20 protein-coding genes and 1 pseudogene are annotated in these 18,769 nt (G+C 43.4%); all 21 read left to right on the top strand.

Annotated features, from left to right (window positions below):
• Positions 1–127: 127 nt before the first annotated feature.
• Positions 128–565: a low molecular weight protein arginine phosphatase gene (locus D0469_RS04580; RefSeq protein ID WP_117325469.1), complete on the top strand. Its 438-nt coding sequence runs from the start codon at positions 128–130 to the stop codon at positions 563–565.
• 33 nt (positions 566–598) lie between these two features.
• The gene (locus D0469_RS04575) at positions 599–1,924 is read left to right on the top strand and encodes a methyl-accepting chemotaxis protein (RefSeq protein ID WP_199478353.1); all 1,326 of its coding nucleotides are present in this window, start codon (positions 599–601) and stop codon (positions 1,922–1,924) included.
• Positions 1,925–2,281: 357 nt separating this feature from the next.
• Entirely contained in the window at positions 2,282–2,728 is a 447-nt protein-coding gene (gene rpiB, locus D0469_RS04570) for a ribose 5-phosphate isomerase B (RefSeq protein WP_117325467.1), read from the top strand.
• 358 nt (positions 2,729–3,086) lie between these two features.
• Positions 3,087–3,680: a TIGR01440 family protein gene (locus tag D0469_RS04565; protein ID WP_117325466.1), complete on the top strand. Its 594-nt coding sequence runs from the start codon at positions 3,087–3,089 to the stop codon at positions 3,678–3,680.
• A gap of 276 nt (positions 3,681–3,956) precedes the next feature.
• Entirely contained in the window at positions 3,957–5,201 is a 1,245-nt protein-coding gene (gene glyA / locus D0469_RS04555; RefSeq protein ID WP_117325464.1) for a serine hydroxymethyltransferase, read from the top strand.
• Positions 5,202–5,487: 286 nt separating this feature from the next.
• On the top strand, positions 5,488–6,117 hold the full coding sequence (gene upp, locus D0469_RS04550; RefSeq protein WP_117325463.1) for a uracil phosphoribosyltransferase: 630 nt from the start codon (positions 5,488–5,490) through the stop codon (positions 6,115–6,117).
• A 19-nt stretch (positions 6,118–6,136) separates the two neighbouring features.
• Complete coding sequence (gene wecB, locus D0469_RS04545; RefSeq protein ID WP_117325462.1) at positions 6,137–7,291, top strand: non-hydrolyzing UDP-N-acetylglucosamine 2-epimerase; 1,155 nt, start codon at positions 6,137–6,139, stop codon at positions 7,289–7,291.
• A gap of 186 nt (positions 7,292–7,477) precedes the next feature.
• On the top strand, positions 7,478–9,703 hold the full coding sequence (locus D0469_RS04540; protein ID WP_117325461.1) for a S8 family serine peptidase: 2,226 nt from the start codon (positions 7,478–7,480) through the stop codon (positions 9,701–9,703).
• A 246-nt stretch (positions 9,704–9,949) separates the two neighbouring features.
• Entirely contained in the window at positions 9,950–10,171 is a 222-nt protein-coding gene (locus tag D0469_RS04535; RefSeq protein WP_117325507.1) for an AtpZ/AtpI family protein, read from the top strand.
• Positions 10,172–10,179: 8 nt separating this feature from the next.
• Entirely contained in the window at positions 10,180–10,551 is a 372-nt protein-coding gene (locus D0469_RS04530) for an ATP synthase subunit I (protein ID WP_117325460.1), read from the top strand.
• Between the two features lie 18 nt (positions 10,552–10,569).
• On the top strand, positions 10,570–11,304 hold the full coding sequence (atpB, locus tag D0469_RS04525) for a F0F1 ATP synthase subunit A (RefSeq protein ID WP_117325459.1): 735 nt from the start codon (positions 10,570–10,572) through the stop codon (positions 11,302–11,304).
• A 78-nt stretch (positions 11,305–11,382) separates the two neighbouring features.
• Complete coding sequence (gene atpE / locus D0469_RS04520; protein WP_117325458.1) at positions 11,383–11,607, top strand: F0F1 ATP synthase subunit C; 225 nt, start codon at positions 11,383–11,385, stop codon at positions 11,605–11,607.
• Between the two features lie 170 nt (positions 11,608–11,777).
• On the top strand, positions 11,778–12,305 hold the full coding sequence (atpF, locus tag D0469_RS04515) for a F0F1 ATP synthase subunit B (protein WP_117325457.1): 528 nt from the start codon (positions 11,778–11,780) through the stop codon (positions 12,303–12,305).
• A complete protein-coding gene (locus tag D0469_RS04510) occupies positions 12,302–12,838 on the top strand; it encodes a F0F1 ATP synthase subunit delta (RefSeq protein WP_117325456.1) in 537 nt (178 codons plus the stop codon). The genes atpF and D0469_RS04510 overlap by 4 nt, the downstream gene beginning before the upstream one ends.
• 27 nt (positions 12,839–12,865) lie before the next feature.
• Positions 12,866–14,374: a F0F1 ATP synthase subunit alpha gene (gene atpA, locus D0469_RS04505; RefSeq protein WP_117325455.1), complete on the top strand. Its 1,509-nt coding sequence runs from the start codon at positions 12,866–12,868 to the stop codon at positions 14,372–14,374.
• A 35-nt stretch (positions 14,375–14,409) separates the two neighbouring features.
• Positions 14,410–15,267, top strand: coding sequence for an ATP synthase F1 subunit gamma (gene atpG, locus D0469_RS04500; protein ID WP_117325454.1), 858 nt, complete (start codon positions 14,410–14,412; stop codon positions 15,265–15,267).
• 153 nt (positions 15,268–15,420) lie between these two features.
• Positions 15,421–16,818, top strand: coding sequence for a F0F1 ATP synthase subunit beta (atpD, locus tag D0469_RS04495; protein WP_117325453.1), 1,398 nt, complete (start codon positions 15,421–15,423; stop codon positions 16,816–16,818).
• Positions 16,819–16,842: 24 nt separating this feature from the next.
• On the top strand, positions 16,843–17,247 hold the full coding sequence (locus D0469_RS04490) for a F0F1 ATP synthase subunit epsilon (protein ID WP_117325452.1): 405 nt from the start codon (positions 16,843–16,845) through the stop codon (positions 17,245–17,247).
• A 437-nt stretch (positions 17,248–17,684) separates the two neighbouring features.
• Positions 17,685–18,059 (top strand): NADH-quinone oxidoreductase subunit A, encoded by a 375-nt coding sequence (locus D0469_RS04485; protein WP_117325451.1) that lies wholly within the window; start codon positions 17,685–17,687, stop codon positions 18,057–18,059.
• Complete coding sequence (locus D0469_RS04480; RefSeq protein WP_117325450.1) at positions 18,050–18,562, top strand: NuoB/complex I 20 kDa subunit family protein; 513 nt, start codon at positions 18,050–18,052, stop codon at positions 18,560–18,562. The genes D0469_RS04485 and D0469_RS04480 overlap by 10 nt, the downstream gene beginning before the upstream one ends.
• A 2-nt stretch (positions 18,563–18,564) precedes the next feature.
• Positions 18,565–18,769 (top strand): annotated as a pseudogene (locus tag D0469_RS04475) (NADH-quinone oxidoreductase subunit C); the annotation flags it as partial.

Genomic DNA, 18,769 nt, shown 5'->3' with positions numbered 1-18,769 from the left:
TCTGTAATATTCCGATGGCGGTCATCACGCTTATTCCAATTGGGTCTTTTGAAACAAATTGCAAATGGATTATAATGGACATTAAGATATCCATCAGAAAATGCGGGGATAAGGGAGGCTTACAACAATGATTCGTGTTTTATTTGTTTGCACAGGCAATACATGCAGAAGCCCGATGGCGGAAGCGATACTAAAGAGCAAAAATATACCTGGCGTTGAAGTGAAATCAGCAGGAGTTTTTGCGGCGGAAGGAGATGCTGCATCCCGATACGCTAAGGAAGTAATGGACCTGAATTCCATATTGCATGAGCATTCTTCCACTCCGTTGACGAATGCTGAAATAGAATGGGCAACACATATTTTTACGATGACAGAAAGCCATAAATCTATCATTCAGGATATATATCCTCAGGCTATTGAAAAAACATTTACCATAAAAGAGTTTATTATAGGCAGCCAGGGCGACAGAGACATTTCCGATCCGTTTGGAGGCTCCCTCGCCACCTATAAAAAAACATTTCAAGAATTGGAAAGCCTGATCAGCCAGCTGCCGGATAAATTATAGAGAACGGAAGGCCTGATAACGCTGGAAAACAGGATGAAGCAGGACCGGGAGATAAAAGGGGGAAGAATTGTGTCAGAAAAGAAAAGGTATAAATTTGGTTTGCGCAAAAAACTGTTGGTCTTTATTACAACGTTGGCGCTCATTACGTATGGTACATCCGGTGTGTTTATTTATGTGCTTTATCCTATGTTTTTCAGCGGGATCAATGAAGCGGTATACAACGTCTTGATTCTTTTGCTTGGCATCATTTGGTCAGGGATTCTGGCATTTTTCGCTGCGGGCTTTATCATTAAGCCGCTAGTAAAGCTGGAAAGGGTAGCTTTGAAAGCAGCAGAAGGGAATATCAAGGAGGATTTGGAAGTTTCGAAATCTGATGATGAAATTCGTTCATTGGGAATCGCATTCAACCATATGCTTTTTAACTTAAGGGAAATGGTCCAAAGGATTGATGAAAACTTCCGCGAGACAAATGACAAGGTAATCTCCATCTCACGGGAATCCTCGCGTGCAGCTGAGCAGGCTGAAAATATCGCCAGAACAATTGAAGAAATATCTTTGGGTGCCGACAATTCTGCGGTATCTATCCAAACCACAGCCGAATCCGTAGAGGATATTATTTTAATTGCAAGAGAGGTGCAGGACAAAGCAAAAGCTTCTGCCCAAACCTCCACTGAAATGGTTAATGAACTTATAAACAGCAAAGAAGTGATTCACTCACTTATTAGCGGTATCCAGCATCTGGCTAAAGAAAACCAAGACTCGCTGCAATCTGTAAAACGGCTGGAGGATAATGCAAAGAAAGTAGAACAAATTATCCAGCTTGTAGGCGACATTGCCGCACAGACGAATCTGCTTGCATTGAATGCATCCATTGAAGCGGCACGCGCAGGAGAACATGGTAAAGGCTTCGCGGTCGTTGCCGATGAGGTGCGCCTTCTTGCTGATGAGAGCGCTAAAGCGGTTCAGGGCATATCATCTCTCATCCAGAATATCCAGCAGGATGTTCAGGGAGTGGTAAAGCAAATAAATGAACAAGTAGAATCCGCTAATAAAGAAGCGAAAAAAGGAACGGAAACGAATGCAGTTATTGAGGAAATGACCAAGACTGTTAACAAGGTAGCGGCGGCCGTTCAGGATATTACGGTTCTGGTTGACCGCCAAATGAAAACCATTCAGCAAACAGCCAGCCAATCAGAGGAGGTAGCAGCGATCGCTGAGCAAACCTCTGCCGGAGCAGAAGAAGTAACCTCTGCCACGCAGGACCAGGCTGACGTTATTGAAAACGTCGAAATTCTTGCAAATGAACTAAAGGAACAAGCTGAAAAGTTACAGCAGACCATCATTCGCTTTCAGGTATAAACAACTTTTTAACTTTTAAATATGTATTAAGTCCGGCTTGTTAGATATTCTGTGCTGCCTGAAAAAGCAGATAAGGGATCAGCAGGCCGGATTTTTTACTAGGTAAGAAAGTATATCCTTTGTAATAAGTACAGACGTCTAGCTCAAAGCTCCTGCACCGACGCACAGGACAAGGAATGCTTCGGCAGCGACTCAACGCACGAAACAAAATGGCAGCTTCGTGAGGACGTGCTGACTTTAGTCGATGTTCCTTGTGTTAGGGGGGTTTTTGCTTTTCTAATAAAGGAACGTTGCTTTATCTTTTATTTCGGATATGTCAAAATAAATAAAAGAGACAGTTTAAAGGGAGGCAGTAAGATGAAGGTAGCTATTGCTTCAGACCATGGGGGATTAAATATCCGGGAAGAAATAAAGAATTTGCTTTTGGAAATGGGCATTGAGTATGAGGATTTTGGATGTGATTGCAGCACATCCGTCGACTATCCAGACTACGCCATTCCTGTAGCTGAAAAAGTAGCCAACGGAGAATTTGACCGAGGCATTTTAATTTGCGGCACAGGCATAGGAATGAGTATTGCGGCGAATAAGGTAAATGGTATCCGCTGTGCACTGGTTCATGATGTATTCAGTGCTAAAGCTACTCGGCAGCATAATGACAGCAACATTCTTGCAATGGGAGAACGTGTAATCGGTCCAGGGCTGGCAAGGGAAATTGCTAAGGCATGGCTAGAATGGGAATATGAAGGCGGCCGCCATGCAGCACGGGTAGGGAAAATTACAGAATACGAGAAAACAACTCTTTAGCAGCTTTATTTACCAGATAAGAATATGTTACTTTTTTTTCTTAGGGGAAAAAAAGCACTCGGATGTTGTGCCAAAAGACGTCTCAACCCTTTGTTGCGATCAAGTTGCGATCAAAAGCCATCGCAACAAGTGCCGTCACAACCCTGTGTTGCGATCAAGTTGCGATCAAAAGCCATCGTAACCAAGAGCCATCGCAACCTTGGTCATAAGCCAATCGCTTCGGAAGGCAAAAAGCGCCTTCTGTCAGCGCTTGACTTATGCTGTATTGTGACCAAAAGATGCCACAAATCTGCCGGGGCTGCCCAGGGCGCTTGCGCTTTTCAAAATCACTCTAAATTTAGAAAGGATGAAATTCGTTATGGCGTTTGAGAAATCTGTTTCATCTGATTTGGAGGAATGGAGTTCACAGCTTCGAACCATATTGGCCGATTTACAAGTTGAGGCCCAATTAGAGGACAAGCATCTTCTCGTCATTGGCTGCAGTACCAGTGAGGTCGTAGGCAAAAGGATTGGAACAGAAGGCGCGCTTAATACAGCCGCTATACTATTTAGAGAGTTTGAGGAATTTCAGCAAAAGACCGGTGTGCAGCTGGCGTTTCAATGCTGTGAACACTTGAATAGGGCACTGGTAGTAGCTCGACAAACAGCTGAGAGCCGCGGTTATGAAGAGGTCTCGGTTATACCCGTTCAAACAGCGGGTGGAGCAATGGCTGCCTATGCGTTTAATCACCTGAAACAGGCGGTTGTTGTGGAACACATTAAAGCGGATGCTGGAATTGATATCGGTGATACCTTTATCGGCATGCATTTAAAGCATGTAGCGGTACCACTAAGAAGTAAGATCAAGCAGGTGGGATATGCTCATGTAACTACGGCGAAGACGCGACCTAAATTAATTGGCGGCGAGCGGGCTATGTATGACAATAAGCCTGAATTAAAGAGCTGTACCTAATCGTTGTTGTATATAATATGAGAAAATCCTGCCATTCTCAAAAAAGCAGGGTTTTTTTGTGTCTGAACATTGTTAAAGGGTTTGGAAACCGAATATTTTTCAAATAGATAATAATAAATGTTCGTAAAAAAATCCGTTCAGCTACTACCATATCGATTTTGAACATGATAATATAGAGTAGAATTTTCGAAAAAATACCGCTTTTTGCAAAGGCTTTTTCTTTGAACGAACTTAAAAGAAAAACCAAATGTACTATTTTATCTGAGGGGGATTCCAATGAACCATTTGGCGAAGCAGGATGAGCAAGTATGGAAAGCAATACAAAAAGAACTAGGACGTCAAAGAAGCAAGATTGAATTGATTGCTTCTGAAAACTTCGTAAGTGAAGCAGTAATGGAAGCGCAAGGTTCAGTATTGACGAACAAGTATGCAGAAGGTTATCCGGGAAAACGTTATTATGGCGGTTGTGAATATGTAGATATCGTGGAAGATTTGGCGCGTGACCGGGCAAAGGAAATCTTCGGTGCAGAGCATGCAAATGTCCAGCCTCACTCAGGTGCACAGGCAAATATGGCGGTTTACTTCACCATTCTGGAACAGGGAGATACAGTCCTTGGAATGAATCTTTCTCACGGCGGACACTTAACTCATGGAAGTGCCGTTAACTTCAGTGGTATACAATACAATTTCGTTGAATATGGTGTAGATCAGGAAAAGCATACGATTAATTATGAGGATGTACTCGAAAAAGCGCGTACGCATAAGCCTAAGCTGATTGTGGCCGGTGCCAGCGCTTATCCGAGAGAAATTGACTTCAAGCGTTTTAGGGAAATCGCCGATGAAGTTGGAGCCTATTTGATGGTCGATATGGCACACATCGCGGGTCTTGTTGCAACAGGGCTTCATCCTAACCCAGTACCTTACGCTGATTTTGTTACAACTACTACTCATAAAACACTTCGCGGACCTCGCGGTGGTATGATTCTTTGTAAGGAAGAATTTGCAAAGAAGATTGACAAATCTATTTTCCCAGGAATTCAGGGAGGGCCGCTGATGCATGTCATAGCAGCTAAAGCGGTTGCTTTTGGCGAAGCTCTTCAAGAGGATTTCAAGCAGTATGCCCAGAATATTATTGAAAACGCAAAACGTCTTGGTCAGGCTTTGAAAAATGAAGGAATTACGCTTGTTTCTGATGGAACAGATAATCACCTGCTGCTACTTGATGTCCGTTCACTTAACCTTACTGGAAAAGTGGCTGAAAAAGCACTGGATGATATCGGCATAACCGTGAACAAAAACACAATTCCTTTCGATCCGGAAAGCCCGTTTGTTACAAGCGGAATCAGAATTGGTACTGCTGCTGTTACTTCACGCGGTTTTGGCCTGGAGGATATGGATGAAATTGCGGCAATTATCGGACTGGTACTGAAAAATCATGAAGATGAATCCAAATTAGAAGAAGCTAAACAACGCGTAGAGGCACTTTCTGGTAAATATCAGCTTTACCCAACATTGTCATAAAGCTTTCAACAAACCTTTCCGGCATAGTTCGGAAAGGTTTTTTTAGTATTAACTAGTACGGATGTCTAGCTACAGCTCCAAGCAACTTTTTTTCCATAGGAAAATAAAGCCCCGACGCACACGACTTGCTAGTGCCGACGCGCCACAGGATGTGGCATTTTAGCCGTTCATCCTACGATCTGGAGCTTTCGCTTTCAGCATCAGTTGATGAAAAATGTTTTTTTCTGTAGAATGAGTTGAAGTGCAAATGTAAGATGATATCCGAATATGAAAAGGAGAGATCCTTATGGGAAAGGTATACGTTTTTGATCATCCCTTAATCCAACACAAGCTTACATACATCCGTGACACAAGTACGGGTACAAAGGAATTCCGTGAATTGGTCGATGAGGTCGCAACCTTGATGGCCTTTGAAATTACAAGGGACATGCCGCTGGAGGAAGTGGAAATCAATACACCTGTAAGTAAAGCTACATCAAAGGTACTCTCAGGCAAAAAGCTTGGAATCGTACCGATTTTACGTGCTGGCATCGGTATGGTAGATGGTATTTTAAAATTGATTCCTGCTGCAAAGGTGGGACATGTCGGCTTATATCGTGATCCTGAAACATTGATGCCTGTCGAATACTATATCAAGCTTCCAAGTGATGTAGAGGAAAGAGAATTCATCGTAGTGGATCCAATGCTTGCAACCGGCGGATCCGCAATCGAGGCTATTCATTCATTAAAAAAACGTGGTGCAGTCAACATTAAATTTATGTGCCTGATAGCTGCGCCAGAAGGTGTGGACGCACTGAAGGAAGCGCATCCTGACGTGGACATTTACATTGCCGCCCTTGATGAAAAATTAAACGACCATGGCTATATCGTTCCGGGCCTTGGTGATGCGGGAGATCGTTTATTTGGGACGAAGTAATTCCCAAAAGGAGTAAACTATGAAAAAACCTATCAAAGTTATGACCATTTTTGGTACTCGGCCTGAAGCTATTAAAATGGCTCCGTTAGTGCTTGAATTGAATAAGCACCCTGAATCTTTTGAGTCGATTGTTACAGTAACTGCACAGCACAGGCAGATGCTCGACCAGGTTCTTGATATTTTTTCCATAAAGCCTGACTATGACCTGAATATTATGAAGGACCGTCAGACGCTGATCGATGTTACGACGAGAGGGCTGGAGGGGCTTGATAAGGTTATGAAGGAAGTAAAGCCGGACATTGTCCTTGTGCATGGTGACACCACAACTACCTTTATCGCCAGCCTTGCCGCTTTTTATAATCAAATAGCAATCGGCCATGTGGAAGCAGGTCTTCGTACATGGAATAAATATTCTCCGTTCCCTGAGGAAATGAACCGGCAATTGACTGGCGTAATGGCGGATCTGCATTTTGCGCCAACAACAAAATCGGCTCACAACCTGTTAAATGAGAACAAAAAAGAAGAGTCCATATTCATTACCGGCAATACTGCAATTGATGCATTGTCTACGACAGTAAATGAGGATTACACTCACCCTGTTCTGGACAAGCTCGGGAATGACCGTCTGGTTTTACTAACAGCCCATCGCCGGGAAAACCTTGGTGAACCTATGCGGAATATGTTCAGGGCAGTAAAGCGCCTGGTGGAAGAAAACGGTGATGTTCAGGTGATTTATCCAGTTCACCTGAATCCTGTTGTACGTGAGCTCGCAGATGAAGTGCTTGGAAATGATCCGAGAATTCAGCTGATTGAGCCACTGGATGTCTTTGATTTCCATAACTTTGCGGCAAGAGCTCATTTGATTCTGACAGATTCCGGCGGCGTTCAGGAAGAAGCCCCATCGCTTGGCGTTCCTGTCCTAGTCTTGCGGGATACAACAGAACGGCCTGAAGGAATAGAAGCTGGTACTCTGAAGCTGGCAGGTGTAGATGAAGAAACTATTTACAGTCTTGCTTCCGAATTATTAAATGATGAAGCAGCCCATGCGAAAATGGCAAAGGCCGGAAACCCGTATGGTGATGGAAAAGCGTCTATCCGAATAGCTGAAGCGATCAAATACTACTTCAACCAATTAGATAGCCGTCCCGAACCATATAATCCATTAGATCAATAAATCTATTCAATAAACCGGAAAACCCTGTTGCGAAAACTGACAGGGTTTTTTGCATGTCTTGAGAAAATAAGCAAGGGAATATGCTTTCATCACGCTGCGCCAATAGTAACTTGTCGGGGAATAAAAGCACTCTTGCTGCATATGTCCATTCCTCCGGTGAAACGCTATTCAAAAGGAGGAGTAGCTATGACTATCAGAACGGTAAGTTTTATTTTAATTTTTATGCTAATTGCAGGTTCTTCCACATCCTCAGCCATTGATCGCCTTCCCCCGCTGCCGCAGAGATCCCAGAATGAACAGGTCATTGCCGTTGTCATGCTGGCTGCTCCAAGGACGGAGCCGCAGATAGAAAAGCTTTTATCCTCTTACTCTTCCATTAAATTACGAAAAATCTTTAGATATGCATTAAATGGGTTTTCGGTTCTTGGTAAACGACAAGATCTGAAACGCTTAAAAACGAACCCTTTAGTCAAAGAAGTTTCCGAAGCTGCGGAATATAAAGTAACTGTGGATAAAAGCGTCCCGTTTATCGGAGGCAGGGAAGCAAGAGGTGTTTTTGATAAATCCCATCATCGCCTTACAGGAAAGGGTGTAAAGGTAGGGATCATTGATACGGGAATAGATTATAACCACCCTGATTTACGAAGATCCTACAAGGGGGGCGCAGATTTAGTAGACGGTGATGAAGACCCGATGGAATCCGAAGGGAAAGAGGGGATAGCCACTTCGCACGGAACTCATGTTGCTGGAATCATTGCTGCAAATGGAAAAATCCAGGGAGTTGCACCGGAAGCAGAGATTATTGCATACAGGGCCCTCGGTCCCGGAGGTGTAGGGAATACTGAACAAGTCATTGCAGCTATTGACCAGGCGATTAAGGATTCAGTCGATGTACTGAACCTGTCACTTGGCAATAACGTAAACGGGCCGGACCTTCCGATTTCACTGGCTTTGGATAAAGCAGTGGAAAGCGGAATTACTGCCGTCACTTCAAGCGGTAATTCCGGACCCGGCGTATGGACTGTGGGAACCCCGGGTACAGCCGGCAGATCTATTACAGTAGGAGCATCAACCCCTCCTATGGATGTGCCCTATCTTAAAGCTGGACTCGGGGCAAGAAAGATAAAGATAAGACTTACTGAATTTCAGGGAAGCAAAGCGTGGAACTTTCATAACTCCCAGGAACTCGCATTTGGAGGTATTGGGGAAAGTGATGAACTAAAACAGGTGAGAAACAAAATAGCAATCATCAAACGCGGAAAACTGACATTTGCTGAAAAAATTGAAAATGCCGAAAAAGCGGGTGCAGCAGGAATTCTCATTTATAATAATGTTAATGGTCCATTTACAGGCGGCCTGCTAAAGCCGCACGGGATACCCGCTGTAAGTATTTCCAAGGAAGATGGTGTTCGGCTGATAAAAATAATGAAGGAAACAGGTTCGGCAACAGGATCGTTTTTTTATAAAGTTGAAAAGGATCAGCTCGCTGATTTTAGCTCAAGGGGACCTGTTACGGTGAATTGGGCTATCAAGCCGGACCTTCTTGCGCCGGGAGTTTCAATTGAAAGCACAGTGCCCTCGGGATATGTAACAATGGCCGGTACCAGCATGGCAGCCCCCCATATTGCGGGAGCCTGTGCTTTATTAAAACAGGCGCATCCAGATTGGGGGCCGGAGCAAATTAAGTCCGCCCTTATGACAACAGCATTGGCTTTAAAAAAAGAGAATGGACAGCTATACCATGTATTTGAACAAGGAGCAGGGAGGGTGGATATAGCACATGCAGTAAAGGCGGCTACGCTTGTAATTCCTGCTTCATTGTCATTCGGTATGTTTAAAGCAAAAGCAGGATATGTTGAGCACCGCGTAAAGATACTTGTTGAGAATAATGGAAGTGCAGCCATCCGCTATTCATTTGTTTACCCGGCAAGAAGAAACGGTGTCAACTGGAGAATGCCCCGTGACTTTATATTAAAACCAGATGAAAAAAAAGAGGTCTTCATTGGCGTGGCAGTAGATTCCTGTAAAGCAAAACAAAAGATTGCGGATGGATATGTAACTCTGTTAGCAGGGACACAAAAAATCCAGCTGCCTTTTCTATACGTTATGGAGGAACCTAAATACCCGCGAGTGATGGGCTTTGACTTTGCTGCAGCGGATTCCCCGTACAACTACAAATATGAAGTGTATTTGCCTGGCGGAGCCGAACAATTTGGTATTGCGCTCTATGATTATGATAGCCTGCGTTTTGTCGGTTACCTGGACTGGGCTTACGATGTCCCAAGAGGCCAAATTAAGAGAGAGCTTTTCAAAAAGGATTTGCCGCCAGCGGGTGTATACAGGGCTGTAGTTTTTGCCAGAAAAGCTGGAAAAGAAAACAGAATTAACCAAATCATTCAGATAGAAGAATAAAGCATTTTTCAAGTGGGAATTTGTGGTTTTTGAATTTTTTACACAAAATGTGAACAATTCGTTAATTATTACGAACCTGTGACAATTTTCACTATCGAGCAATTGACAATGTAAGGTGCCTATTGTATGCTTACAAAGGGCATGGATGACAGGGTTTTCAGATACTGCTGTGCAATTTTATTCCCACTTGTGCACAATGCAAATATTGTTTTTTTCACCTTCACAATTACCCGCGAGGATGCTGCCATGCGTAAAAAAGATCGTCATTTATTCAGGGCAATGGCATTAACATCTGCAATTCTATCCCAATTGGTCGGATGCACTTTAGTAGGTCTGTTTGCTGGAAGATGGGTCGACAGTAAGCTGGGTTCTGCTCCGTTCTTACTGGTGATAGGACTTCTTTTGGGACTTGCTGCTGGCACCTTTGCCATGCTGCGCACTGTCCGACAATATTTCTCAGGAGATTAATTACTATAATGCCAGATTTAGAAGCAATGTTTATCAGGCAACGGAAGTACATATTGTTACTGTTGTCTATTTATCTGCTATGTGCTGGAATTACTCCGTATAAGACCGTTTTCCTGGGGCTGGTGCTGGGAACGGCTATTAGTCTGTTTAATTTTTGGTCAATGGTCCAGAAAAACAGGAAGTTTTCCGAAGCGGTTGCTGCAGGGAAGAAAGTGAAATCTCTGGGAATGCTTACGAGATTATCTATGGGAGCCCTGGCTGCAGTCATTGCCTTAAGGTACCCGGATAAATTTCACATGATTAGTGTGGTAGTTGGATTAATGACATCCTATTTTGTCATTATGATAGATTATTTTATCCAAAATTTACGTCAAAAGTAAAAAGAGAGGTGAATACTGATGAATCATGGAGCTCCTATAGTAGAATTTCTGGGACTGCACTTCAACTTGGCTAACATCATGATGATTACCATTGCAAGTCTCATTGTTTTCATACTCGCTGTTGTTTCCACTCGCCGGATTGAGATGAAGCCGACGGGAATCCAGAACTTTATGGAATGGGTAATGGATTTCGTTAAGGGAATTATCAACAGTTCGATGGATTGGCAAACTGGCGGGCGCTTTCTTGTACTGGGATTGACCCTGATTATGTATATTTTTGTTTCGAACATGTTGGGTTTACCCTTCTCAGTAATTGTAGGCCACGATCTTTGGTGGAAATCGCCAACTGCTGATCCTGTCATCACCATGACACTGGCAGTAATGGTAATGGGATTATCCCACTATTATGGTGTCAAAATGCTGGGGGCAAAAGCGTATGGAAAAACATTTTTCCAGCCAATGAGTTTTATGTTCCCCTTAAAGATTATCGAAGAGTTCGCGAACACCCTTACACTGGGACTGCGGCTTTACGGTAATATCTATGCAGGTGAAATCCTTTTAGGATTGCTTGCAGGCCTTGCCACAAGCGGTTATGCCGATGGAATCGGCAGCGGTTTAATAGGCACAATATCTGCAGCTGTTCCGATGCTGGCATGGCAAGGATTCAGTCTTTTTGTAGGTTCAATTCAGGCATTTATTTTTGTAATGTTAGCAATGGTTTTCATATCACATAAAGTGAGCCAGGACCATTAATTATAAACTTTGTTCAATTATTGAACACCAAGCTAAAGAAAAACTATATTAATATATTTTCAAGGAGGAAAATTTATCATGACAGGTTCTATTGGTCTTATCGCAGCAGCGATTGCAGTTGGTTTAGGTGCGTTAGGTGCAGGTATTGGTAACGGTCTTATTGTTGGACGTACAATTGAAGGTATGGCTCGTCAGCCAGAAGCTCGCGGTATGCTTCAAACAACAATGTTCATTGGGGTTGCGTTAGTTGAAGCCCTTCCAATCATTGGGGTAGTTATCGGTTTCATCGTTTTAGGAAGATAAGCAGCAGCATTGAAATAATGGCGAAGATCATTCGATAAGAACCTTCGCCATTCCTTTATGTCTTTTATCCTTAAACACAGGTATTTTAACCTAGAAATCTCTTTTCAAATATATCTATTTGAAAATTCCGAACACTATAGAGCGAATCTTTTGAAGGGAGTGAGCCGAGCGTGTCAACGAATGTTTTTATCTTAGGAGCAGCTGAGGGAGGCCTACACTTTAACGGTGGGGACATTATATTTCAGCTGGTAATGTTTATTATCCTGTTAGCGCTGGTTAAGAAATATGCATGGGGCCCATTAATGGGAATCATGAAACAGCGTGAAGAATTTGTTGCAAATGAAATCACAGCTGCAGAAGCAAGCCGTGCAGAAGCAAGCAAGCTGCTTGAAGAGCAGCGTGAATTGCTAAAACAATCCCGTGTTGAAGCGGGCCAGTTAATCGAAAATGCAAAGAAGCAGGGCGAAGCGCAGCGTGAAGATATTATTACGACTGCACGTGCCGAGGCTGAACGCTTAAAAGAATCAGCAAGACGAGAGATTGTACAGGAAAAGGAAAAAGCAGTTTCAGCTTTACGCGAGCAAGTTGCGTCTTTATCTGTTCTTATTGCATCAAAGGTTATTGAGAAGGAACTTTCTGAAGCAGACCAGGAGAAGCTGATTAAGGAGTATATTCAAGAGGCAGGAGAAGAGCGATGAGTGATATCTCAGTAGCAAAGCGGTATGCCGTCGCGCTTTTTCAAATTGCTAAAGAGCAACAGCTTTTTGATCAGATCGAAGAAGATCTCCGTGCAGTGAAACAAGTATTCACAACTAGTGGAGAACTTCTGGAATTCTTAAAGCATCCTAAAGTAACGAATGAAGCGAAAAAACAGCTGATTGAGGATACTTTTATTAATATCTCAGCTCCAGTGAAGAATACGCTTAAGCTAATGACAGACCGTCACCGTACAGATGTTATTGTACAGATGGCTGTAGATTTTATTGATTTGGCAAATGAAGAAAAATCAGTTGCTGATGCACAGGTATACACTGTACGTCCGCTGACAGATGCTGAACGGGAAGCCGTTTCTTCTTCATTTTCATCACGAGTCGGAAAAAGTACATTACGAATTGAAAATATAGTAGACCGCAGTCTATTAGGCGGCATTAAGCTACGCATAGGCAACCGTATTTTTGATGGAAGCGTAAGCGGTAAGCTGGAACGCCTTGAAAGAGAACTATTAAAGTAATATTTCGCGAGAATAGGGGTGAAATTCATGAGCATCAAAGCTGAAGAAATCAGTGCGCTGATTAAAAAGCAGATTGAAAACTATCAATCGGAAATTAAAGTAAGCGATGTTGGTACTGTTATCGTAGTAGGTGACGGTATTGCTCGCGTTCATGGTTTAGATAATGTCATGGCCGGAGAGCTCGTAGAATTTTCGAATGGTTCAATGGGTATGGCACAGAACCTGGAAGAAAATAACGTTGGTATCGTTATTCTTGGGCCTTACGCAGAAATTCGTGAAGGTTCTGAAGTACGCCGTACAGGACGCATCATGGAGGTACCTGTAGGTGAAGAACTAATCGGACGTGTAGTTAATCCTCTTGGCCAGCCGGTAGACGGACTTGGACCAATTAATTCAACGAAAACTCGTCCAATCGAAAGCCCTGCAACCGGTGTAATGGACCGTAAATCTGTTCATGAACCACTGCAAACGGGTATTAAAGCGATCGATGCACTTGTGCCAATCGGACGCGGACAGCGTGAGTTGATCATCGGTGACCGCCAGACTGGTAAAACATCTGTTGCTATCGATACAATCCTAAATCAAGCTGACCAAAACATGATCTGTATCTACGTTGCAATCGGCCAAAAAGAATCTACAGTACGTAATACTGTTGAAACATTGCGTAAGCATGGTGCATTGGATTACACAATTGTAGTTACTGCATCAGCTTCCCAGCCTGCTCCGCTTTTATACTTGGCTCCTTATGCCGGTGTAACTATGGGAGAAGAATTCATGTTCAATGGCAAGCATGTTCTTATTGTTTATGATGATCTTTCAAAACAAGCAGCAGCTTATCGTGAGCTTTCCCTGCTACTTCGCCGTCCTCCAGGCCGTGAAGCATTCCCAGGGGATGTATTCTACTTGCACTCACGTTTATTGGAGCGTGCAGCTAAGCTAAACGATACTCATGGTGCAGGTTCAATCACTGCATTGCCGTTCGTTGAAACACAGGCTGGCGATATCTCTGCTTATATCCCAACAAACGTTATCTCCATTACAGATGGACAAATCTTCTTGCAATCTGACTTATTCTTCTCAGGCGTACGTCCTGCTATCAACGCAGGTCTTTCCGTATCCCGTGTAGGTGGATCAGCTCAGATCAAAGCGATGAAGAAGGTTGCGGGTACTCTCCGTCTTGACCTTGCTTCTTTCCGTGAACTTGAAGCATTTGCCCAGTTCGGTTCTGACCTTGATAAAGCAACTCAGGCAAAGCTTGCACGTGGTGCACGTACTGTTGAAGTGCTTAAGCAGGATTTGAACAAGCCTGTATCAGTAGAGAAGCAAGTTATGATTTTCTACGCTCTTACACGCGGACATCTTGATAGCATTCCTACTGAGCAAATCCGTCGTTTTGAATCAGAATTCCATGCTTGGCTAGATCGTAACCACACTCATTTATTAGACCATATCCGTACAACCGGCGACCTTCCTAAGGACGACGAGATGACAGCGGCAATCACTGAATTTAAGAAGACATTCGTTATTGCTGAATAATTGGTCTATAAATTGTAAAAGGGTGGTGAGAATGAATGGCATCATTACGCGATATAAAAAGCCGGATAACATCTACTAAAAAGTCGAGCCAGATCACGAAAGCGATGCAGATGGTTTCCGCATCAAAATGGAACCGTGCTGAAGGTAATGCGAAAAGGTTTGTTCCTTACATGGATAAAATCCAGGAGGTAGTTGCGAGCATTGCGGCAGCAAGTACGTCTGTTAAGCATCCGATGCTTGTGTCACGTCCGGTGAAGAAGACAGGATATCTTGTCATCACATCTGATCGTGGACTTGCGGGAGCATACAACAGCAGCATTCTGCGCCATGTCTTTCAAACAATTAAAAACCGCCATAAATCCCCGGATGAGTATGCAATTATCGCAATCGGGAGAGTAGGCAGAGACTTTTTCGTTAACCGGAAAATAAATGTTGAACTGGAAGTTGTTGGTCTGCCTGACCAGCCTTCCTTTACAGATATAAATGATCTTGCAAGATCTGCAGTCGGATTGTTCCAGCAGGGAGCGTACGATGAACTATACATGTATTATAACCATTATGTCAGTGCGATCCAGCAGGATGTAACGGAAAAGAAATTGCTTCCATTAACGGATATCCAGCCTTCCGGCAAAATGGCTTCATATGAATTTGAACCATCTTCTGAAGAGATTCTTGAAGTGCTGCTTCCGCAATATGCAGAAAGCCTGATCTATGGTGCATTATTGGATGGAAAAGCAAGTGAGCACGCTGCTCGTATGACTGCTATGAAAAATGCAACGGATAATGCTGCTGAACTGATTAACAATCTGTCACTTCAGTACAACCGTGCACGTCAGGCAGCCATTACCCAGGAAATCACTGAAATTGTCGGCGGTGCAGCCGCACTGGAATAAAAGAAAAACCGGAGCCAGCAGGATGGACAGAAGTTTTATCAAAATCGTTAAAACGTCTTGATCCAATCAATGGAAAGCATGCTTTCTATGTCCTGTGGCCTCCGGTATCTATTTGAATGGATAGTGTCATAAGTAATGTTAGGAGGGAACAAGATGAATAAAGGACGCATTACCCAAGTTATGGGTCCGGTTGTTGACGTTAAGTTTGAAAGCGGTCAGCTTCCAAAAATCCATAATGCGTTAAGAATAGAAGATGCAGCATCTGGCGACAGCTTAACTCTTGAAGTTGCCCTTCATCTAGGAGATGATTCCGTTCGTACCGTTGCAATGTCTTCAACTGACGGTTTAACTCGTGGAACAGTATTTGTAGATACAGGTGCACCAATTTCAGTACCAGTTGGTGACGTTACACTTGGACGTGTTTTCAACGTACTTGGTGAAAACATTGACCTTGATACTCCGATTGCTGCGGAAGCTAGCAGGAATCCAATTCATAGACAAGCTCCATCATTTGAGAACCTTTCTACAGAAGTAGAAATTCTTGAAACAGGAATCAAGGTAGTAGACCTTCTTGCTCCTTATATTAAAGGTGGAAAAATTGGTCTGTTCGGTGGTGCCGGTGTTGGTAAAACTGTATTAATTCAGGAGCTTATCAACAACATCGCCCAAGAGCACGGCGGTATTTCCGTATTCGCCGGTGTCGGTGAACGTACTCGTGAAGGAAATGACCTTTACCATGAAATGAGCGATTCAGGTGTTATCAAGAAAACAGCGATGGTATTCGGTCAAATGAACGAGCCGCCTGGTGCACGTATGCGTGTTGCCTTGACAGGTTTGACGATGGCTGAATATTTCCGTGATGAACAAGGACAGGACGTTCTTTTCTTCATCGATAACATTTTCCGTTTCACACAAGCAGGTTCTGAGGTTTCTGCCCTATTAGGACGTATGCCTTCTGCGGTAGGTTACCAGCCAACTCTTGCTACAGAAATGGGACAATTACAAGAGCGTATTACTTCTACTAACGTAGGTTCCGTAACGTCTATCCAGGCGATCTACGTACCTGCGGATGACTATACTGACCCGGCTCCGGCAACAACTTTCGCTCACTTGGATGCAACAACAAACCTTGAGCGTAAGCTTTCCGAGATGGGTATCTATCCAGCGGTTGACCCGCTTGCTTCAACATCACGTGCATTGTCGCCTGAAATTGTCGGGGAAGAACATTATAATGTTGCCCGTCGTGTACAGCAGACTTTGCAGCGCTATAAAGAGCTTCAGGACATCATCGCCATCCTTGGTATGGATGAGCTGACTGATGAAGATAAGCTTGTTGTTGCACGTGCACGCCGCATTCAATTCTTCTTGTCTCAGAATTTCCACGTAGCCGAGCAGTTTACTGGCCAGAAAGGTTCTTACGTGCCAGTTAAAGAAACGGTTAAAGGATTCAAGGAAATTCTTGAAGGGAAATATGATGACCTTCCTGAAGATGCATTCCGTCTAGTAGGAAGAATTGAAGAAGTTGTTGAAAAAGCAAAACAAATGGCTTAATTAAGGGACCAAGGAGGGTATTAGATGAAGACGGTTAAAGTCAGTGTTGTTACTCCCGATGGCCCTGTATATGATTCTGAAGTCGAGATGATAAGCACAAAAGCGCAAAGTGGGGAGCTTGGCATTTTGCCAGGACATATTCCTATGGTCGCTCCTCTGAAAATCGGTGCTGTCCGCCTGAAAAAGGGCGGCCAGACTGAATATTTAGCAGTAAGTGGCGGCTTTTTAGAAGTACGTCCTGATGTTGTAACCATTCTTGCCCAATCGGCAGAAACTACAGAAGACATCGATATGGCACGTGCCCAGGCAGCGAAAGCGCGGGCTGAACAGCGTTTACAGAATAAACAGGACAATATAGATGCAAAAAGAGCAGAGCTAGCTCTGCAGCGAGCCATCAACCGTATAACTGTTGCGGAAAGAAAGTTTTAAAAATAGCACTATTCACCCTTCAAAAGAGGGTTGGATAGTGCTTTTTTTGTTCCGGGAAGAACCACCTGTTCTTGTCTAAACTATGACATTTGTTACAGACTGAGACATGATTTGATCTTAAAATAGTAGGGGATTTTGGTCTTAAAAGGCAGGTATGTTGCCCCGTTGCTAAAAAGTTGCCTCTCTGAACAGGTTCAGGGCTAATACTAGCCATACTATTCGTGATAAAAAGGCTTAGGCTGGCATATATTTAGAGAGGACCAAATTCTTACAAAACAAATCCTTCGCTTTATCGACACTCTTTTTTAAGAATGATATAATGAATTCGGTTACATTTTTAAAAGTTTGAGGATTCTAACAATTTATGAGAAGTAAATTGCATTAGCAAGTAAAGCCTGATGTAAAGCCGAACATTATACATATGAAGGGGGATGGGCATGGAGCTTTTGAATCAGTATCAGAATAATTATCTGATAGTTTTTGTGTTTCTATGTCTAGGGATTTTGCTGCCAATTGTAGCTATTCTAATAGGTAAGCTACTTCGGCCTCATAAGCCGTCCGATGCCAAGTATACTACCTATGAAAGCGGGATTGAACCTTTCCATGATTCAAGAGTTCAATTCAACGTCCGCTACTATATTTTTGCCTTGATGTTTGTCATATTTGATGTAGAAACAGTCTTTCTTTACCCATGGGCGGTTGCCTATGAAAACCTTGGGATATTTGCACTTATTGAAATGCTGATTTTTATTCTCTTGCTTCTTATTGGACTTATCTATGCATGGAAAAAGAAGGTGTTAAAATGGAATTAAAGATGGATAACATTACCCCTGAAGAGATGGAAGAGCTGCAAAGAAACGTGTTTATGGCAACACTTGAGCAAATTAAAGCATGGGCCCGCAGCAACTCGCTCTGGCCAATGACATTTGGGCTTGCCTGCTGTGCAATTGAAATGATGGGCGTAGGATCCTCCCACTACGATCTGGATCGCTTCGGTTCATTTTTCAGAACTTCCCCAAGACAATCTGACGTTATGATCGTATCAGGAACGGTTACAAAAAAGATGGCACCGATTGTAAAGCGCCTGTATGATCAAATGCCTGAGCCAAAATGGGTAATCGCCATGGGTTCATGTGCCACAGCTGGTGGCCCCTATGTAAGATCCTACTCCGTTGTAAAAGGTGTGGACCAAATCGTACCGGTTGATGTATATATTCCAGGCTGTCCGCCTAACCCGGCCGCACTAATTTATGGAATAAATAAATTGAAAGAGAAGATTCGCTATGAGGCGAAAACCGGGAAGAAGGTGATTTAACCGTGAGCGATGATAAAAATCTCGATCAGCTAAAGAAAGAGGCGGCCGCAAAAGCAAAAGCAGCCGCACTGGCGAAGATGCAAGCAAAGGGAGAGGCAGAAGCCCCGTCAGAGGAAAGTGATGACGCCGACCTGGCGAAGAAAAAAGCAGCTGCAGCTGCCAAAGCAAAAGCAGCCGCACTAGCGAAGATGAAAGCAAAGGAACAAA

The sequence above is a fragment of the Peribacillus saganii genome (genome assembly GCF_003429095.1).
GTDB classification, from domain to species: Bacteria; Bacillota; Bacilli; order Bacillales; family DSM-1321; genus Peribacillus; species Peribacillus saganii.
Note: the sequence above shows the minus strand (reverse complement) of the source record. Positions and strands in the feature narration are given on the sequence as shown.

Bases quoted from the DNA above. Each gene is read 5' to 3' on its own strand.
- D0469_RS04580 (WP_117325469.1), top strand. From the start codon at position 128: ATGATTCGTGTTTTATTTGTTTGCACAGGCAATACATGCAGAAGCCCG.
- D0469_RS04575 (WP_199478353.1), top strand. From the start codon at position 599: ATGAAGCAGGACCGGGAGATAAAAGGGGGAAGAATTGTGTCAGAAAAG.
- rpiB (WP_117325467.1), top strand. From the start codon at position 2,282: ATGAAGGTAGCTATTGCTTCAGACCATGGGGGATTAAATATCCGGGAA.
- D0469_RS04565 (WP_117325466.1), top strand. From the start codon at position 3,087: ATGGCGTTTGAGAAATCTGTTTCATCTGATTTGGAGGAATGGAGTTCA.
- glyA (WP_117325464.1), top strand. From the start codon at position 3,957: ATGAACCATTTGGCGAAGCAGGATGAGCAAGTATGGAAAGCAATACAA.
- upp (WP_117325463.1), top strand. From the start codon at position 5,488: ATGGGAAAGGTATACGTTTTTGATCATCCCTTAATCCAACACAAGCTT.
- wecB (WP_117325462.1), top strand. From the start codon at position 6,137: ATGAAAAAACCTATCAAAGTTATGACCATTTTTGGTACTCGGCCTGAA.
- D0469_RS04540 (WP_117325461.1), top strand. From the start codon at position 7,478: ATGACTATCAGAACGGTAAGTTTTATTTTAATTTTTATGCTAATTGCA.
- D0469_RS04535 (WP_117325507.1), top strand. From the start codon at position 9,950: ATGCGTAAAAAAGATCGTCATTTATTCAGGGCAATGGCATTAACATCT.
- D0469_RS04530 (WP_117325460.1), top strand. From the start codon at position 10,180: ATGCCAGATTTAGAAGCAATGTTTATCAGGCAACGGAAGTACATATTG.
- atpB (WP_117325459.1), top strand. From the start codon at position 10,570: ATGAATCATGGAGCTCCTATAGTAGAATTTCTGGGACTGCACTTCAAC.
- atpE (WP_117325458.1), top strand. From the start codon at position 11,383: ATGACAGGTTCTATTGGTCTTATCGCAGCAGCGATTGCAGTTGGTTTA.
- D0469_RS04510 (WP_117325456.1), top strand. From the start codon at position 12,302: ATGAGTGATATCTCAGTAGCAAAGCGGTATGCCGTCGCGCTTTTTCAA.
- atpA (WP_117325455.1), top strand. From the start codon at position 12,866: ATGAGCATCAAAGCTGAAGAAATCAGTGCGCTGATTAAAAAGCAGATT.
- atpG (WP_117325454.1), top strand. From the start codon at position 14,410: ATGGCATCATTACGCGATATAAAAAGCCGGATAACATCTACTAAAAAG.
- atpD (WP_117325453.1), top strand. From the start codon at position 15,421: ATGAATAAAGGACGCATTACCCAAGTTATGGGTCCGGTTGTTGACGTT.
- D0469_RS04490 (WP_117325452.1), top strand. From the start codon at position 16,843: ATGAAGACGGTTAAAGTCAGTGTTGTTACTCCCGATGGCCCTGTATAT.
- D0469_RS04485 (WP_117325451.1), top strand. From the start codon at position 17,685: ATGGAGCTTTTGAATCAGTATCAGAATAATTATCTGATAGTTTTTGTG.
- D0469_RS04480 (WP_117325450.1), top strand. From the start codon at position 18,050: ATGGAATTAAAGATGGATAACATTACCCCTGAAGAGATGGAAGAGCTG.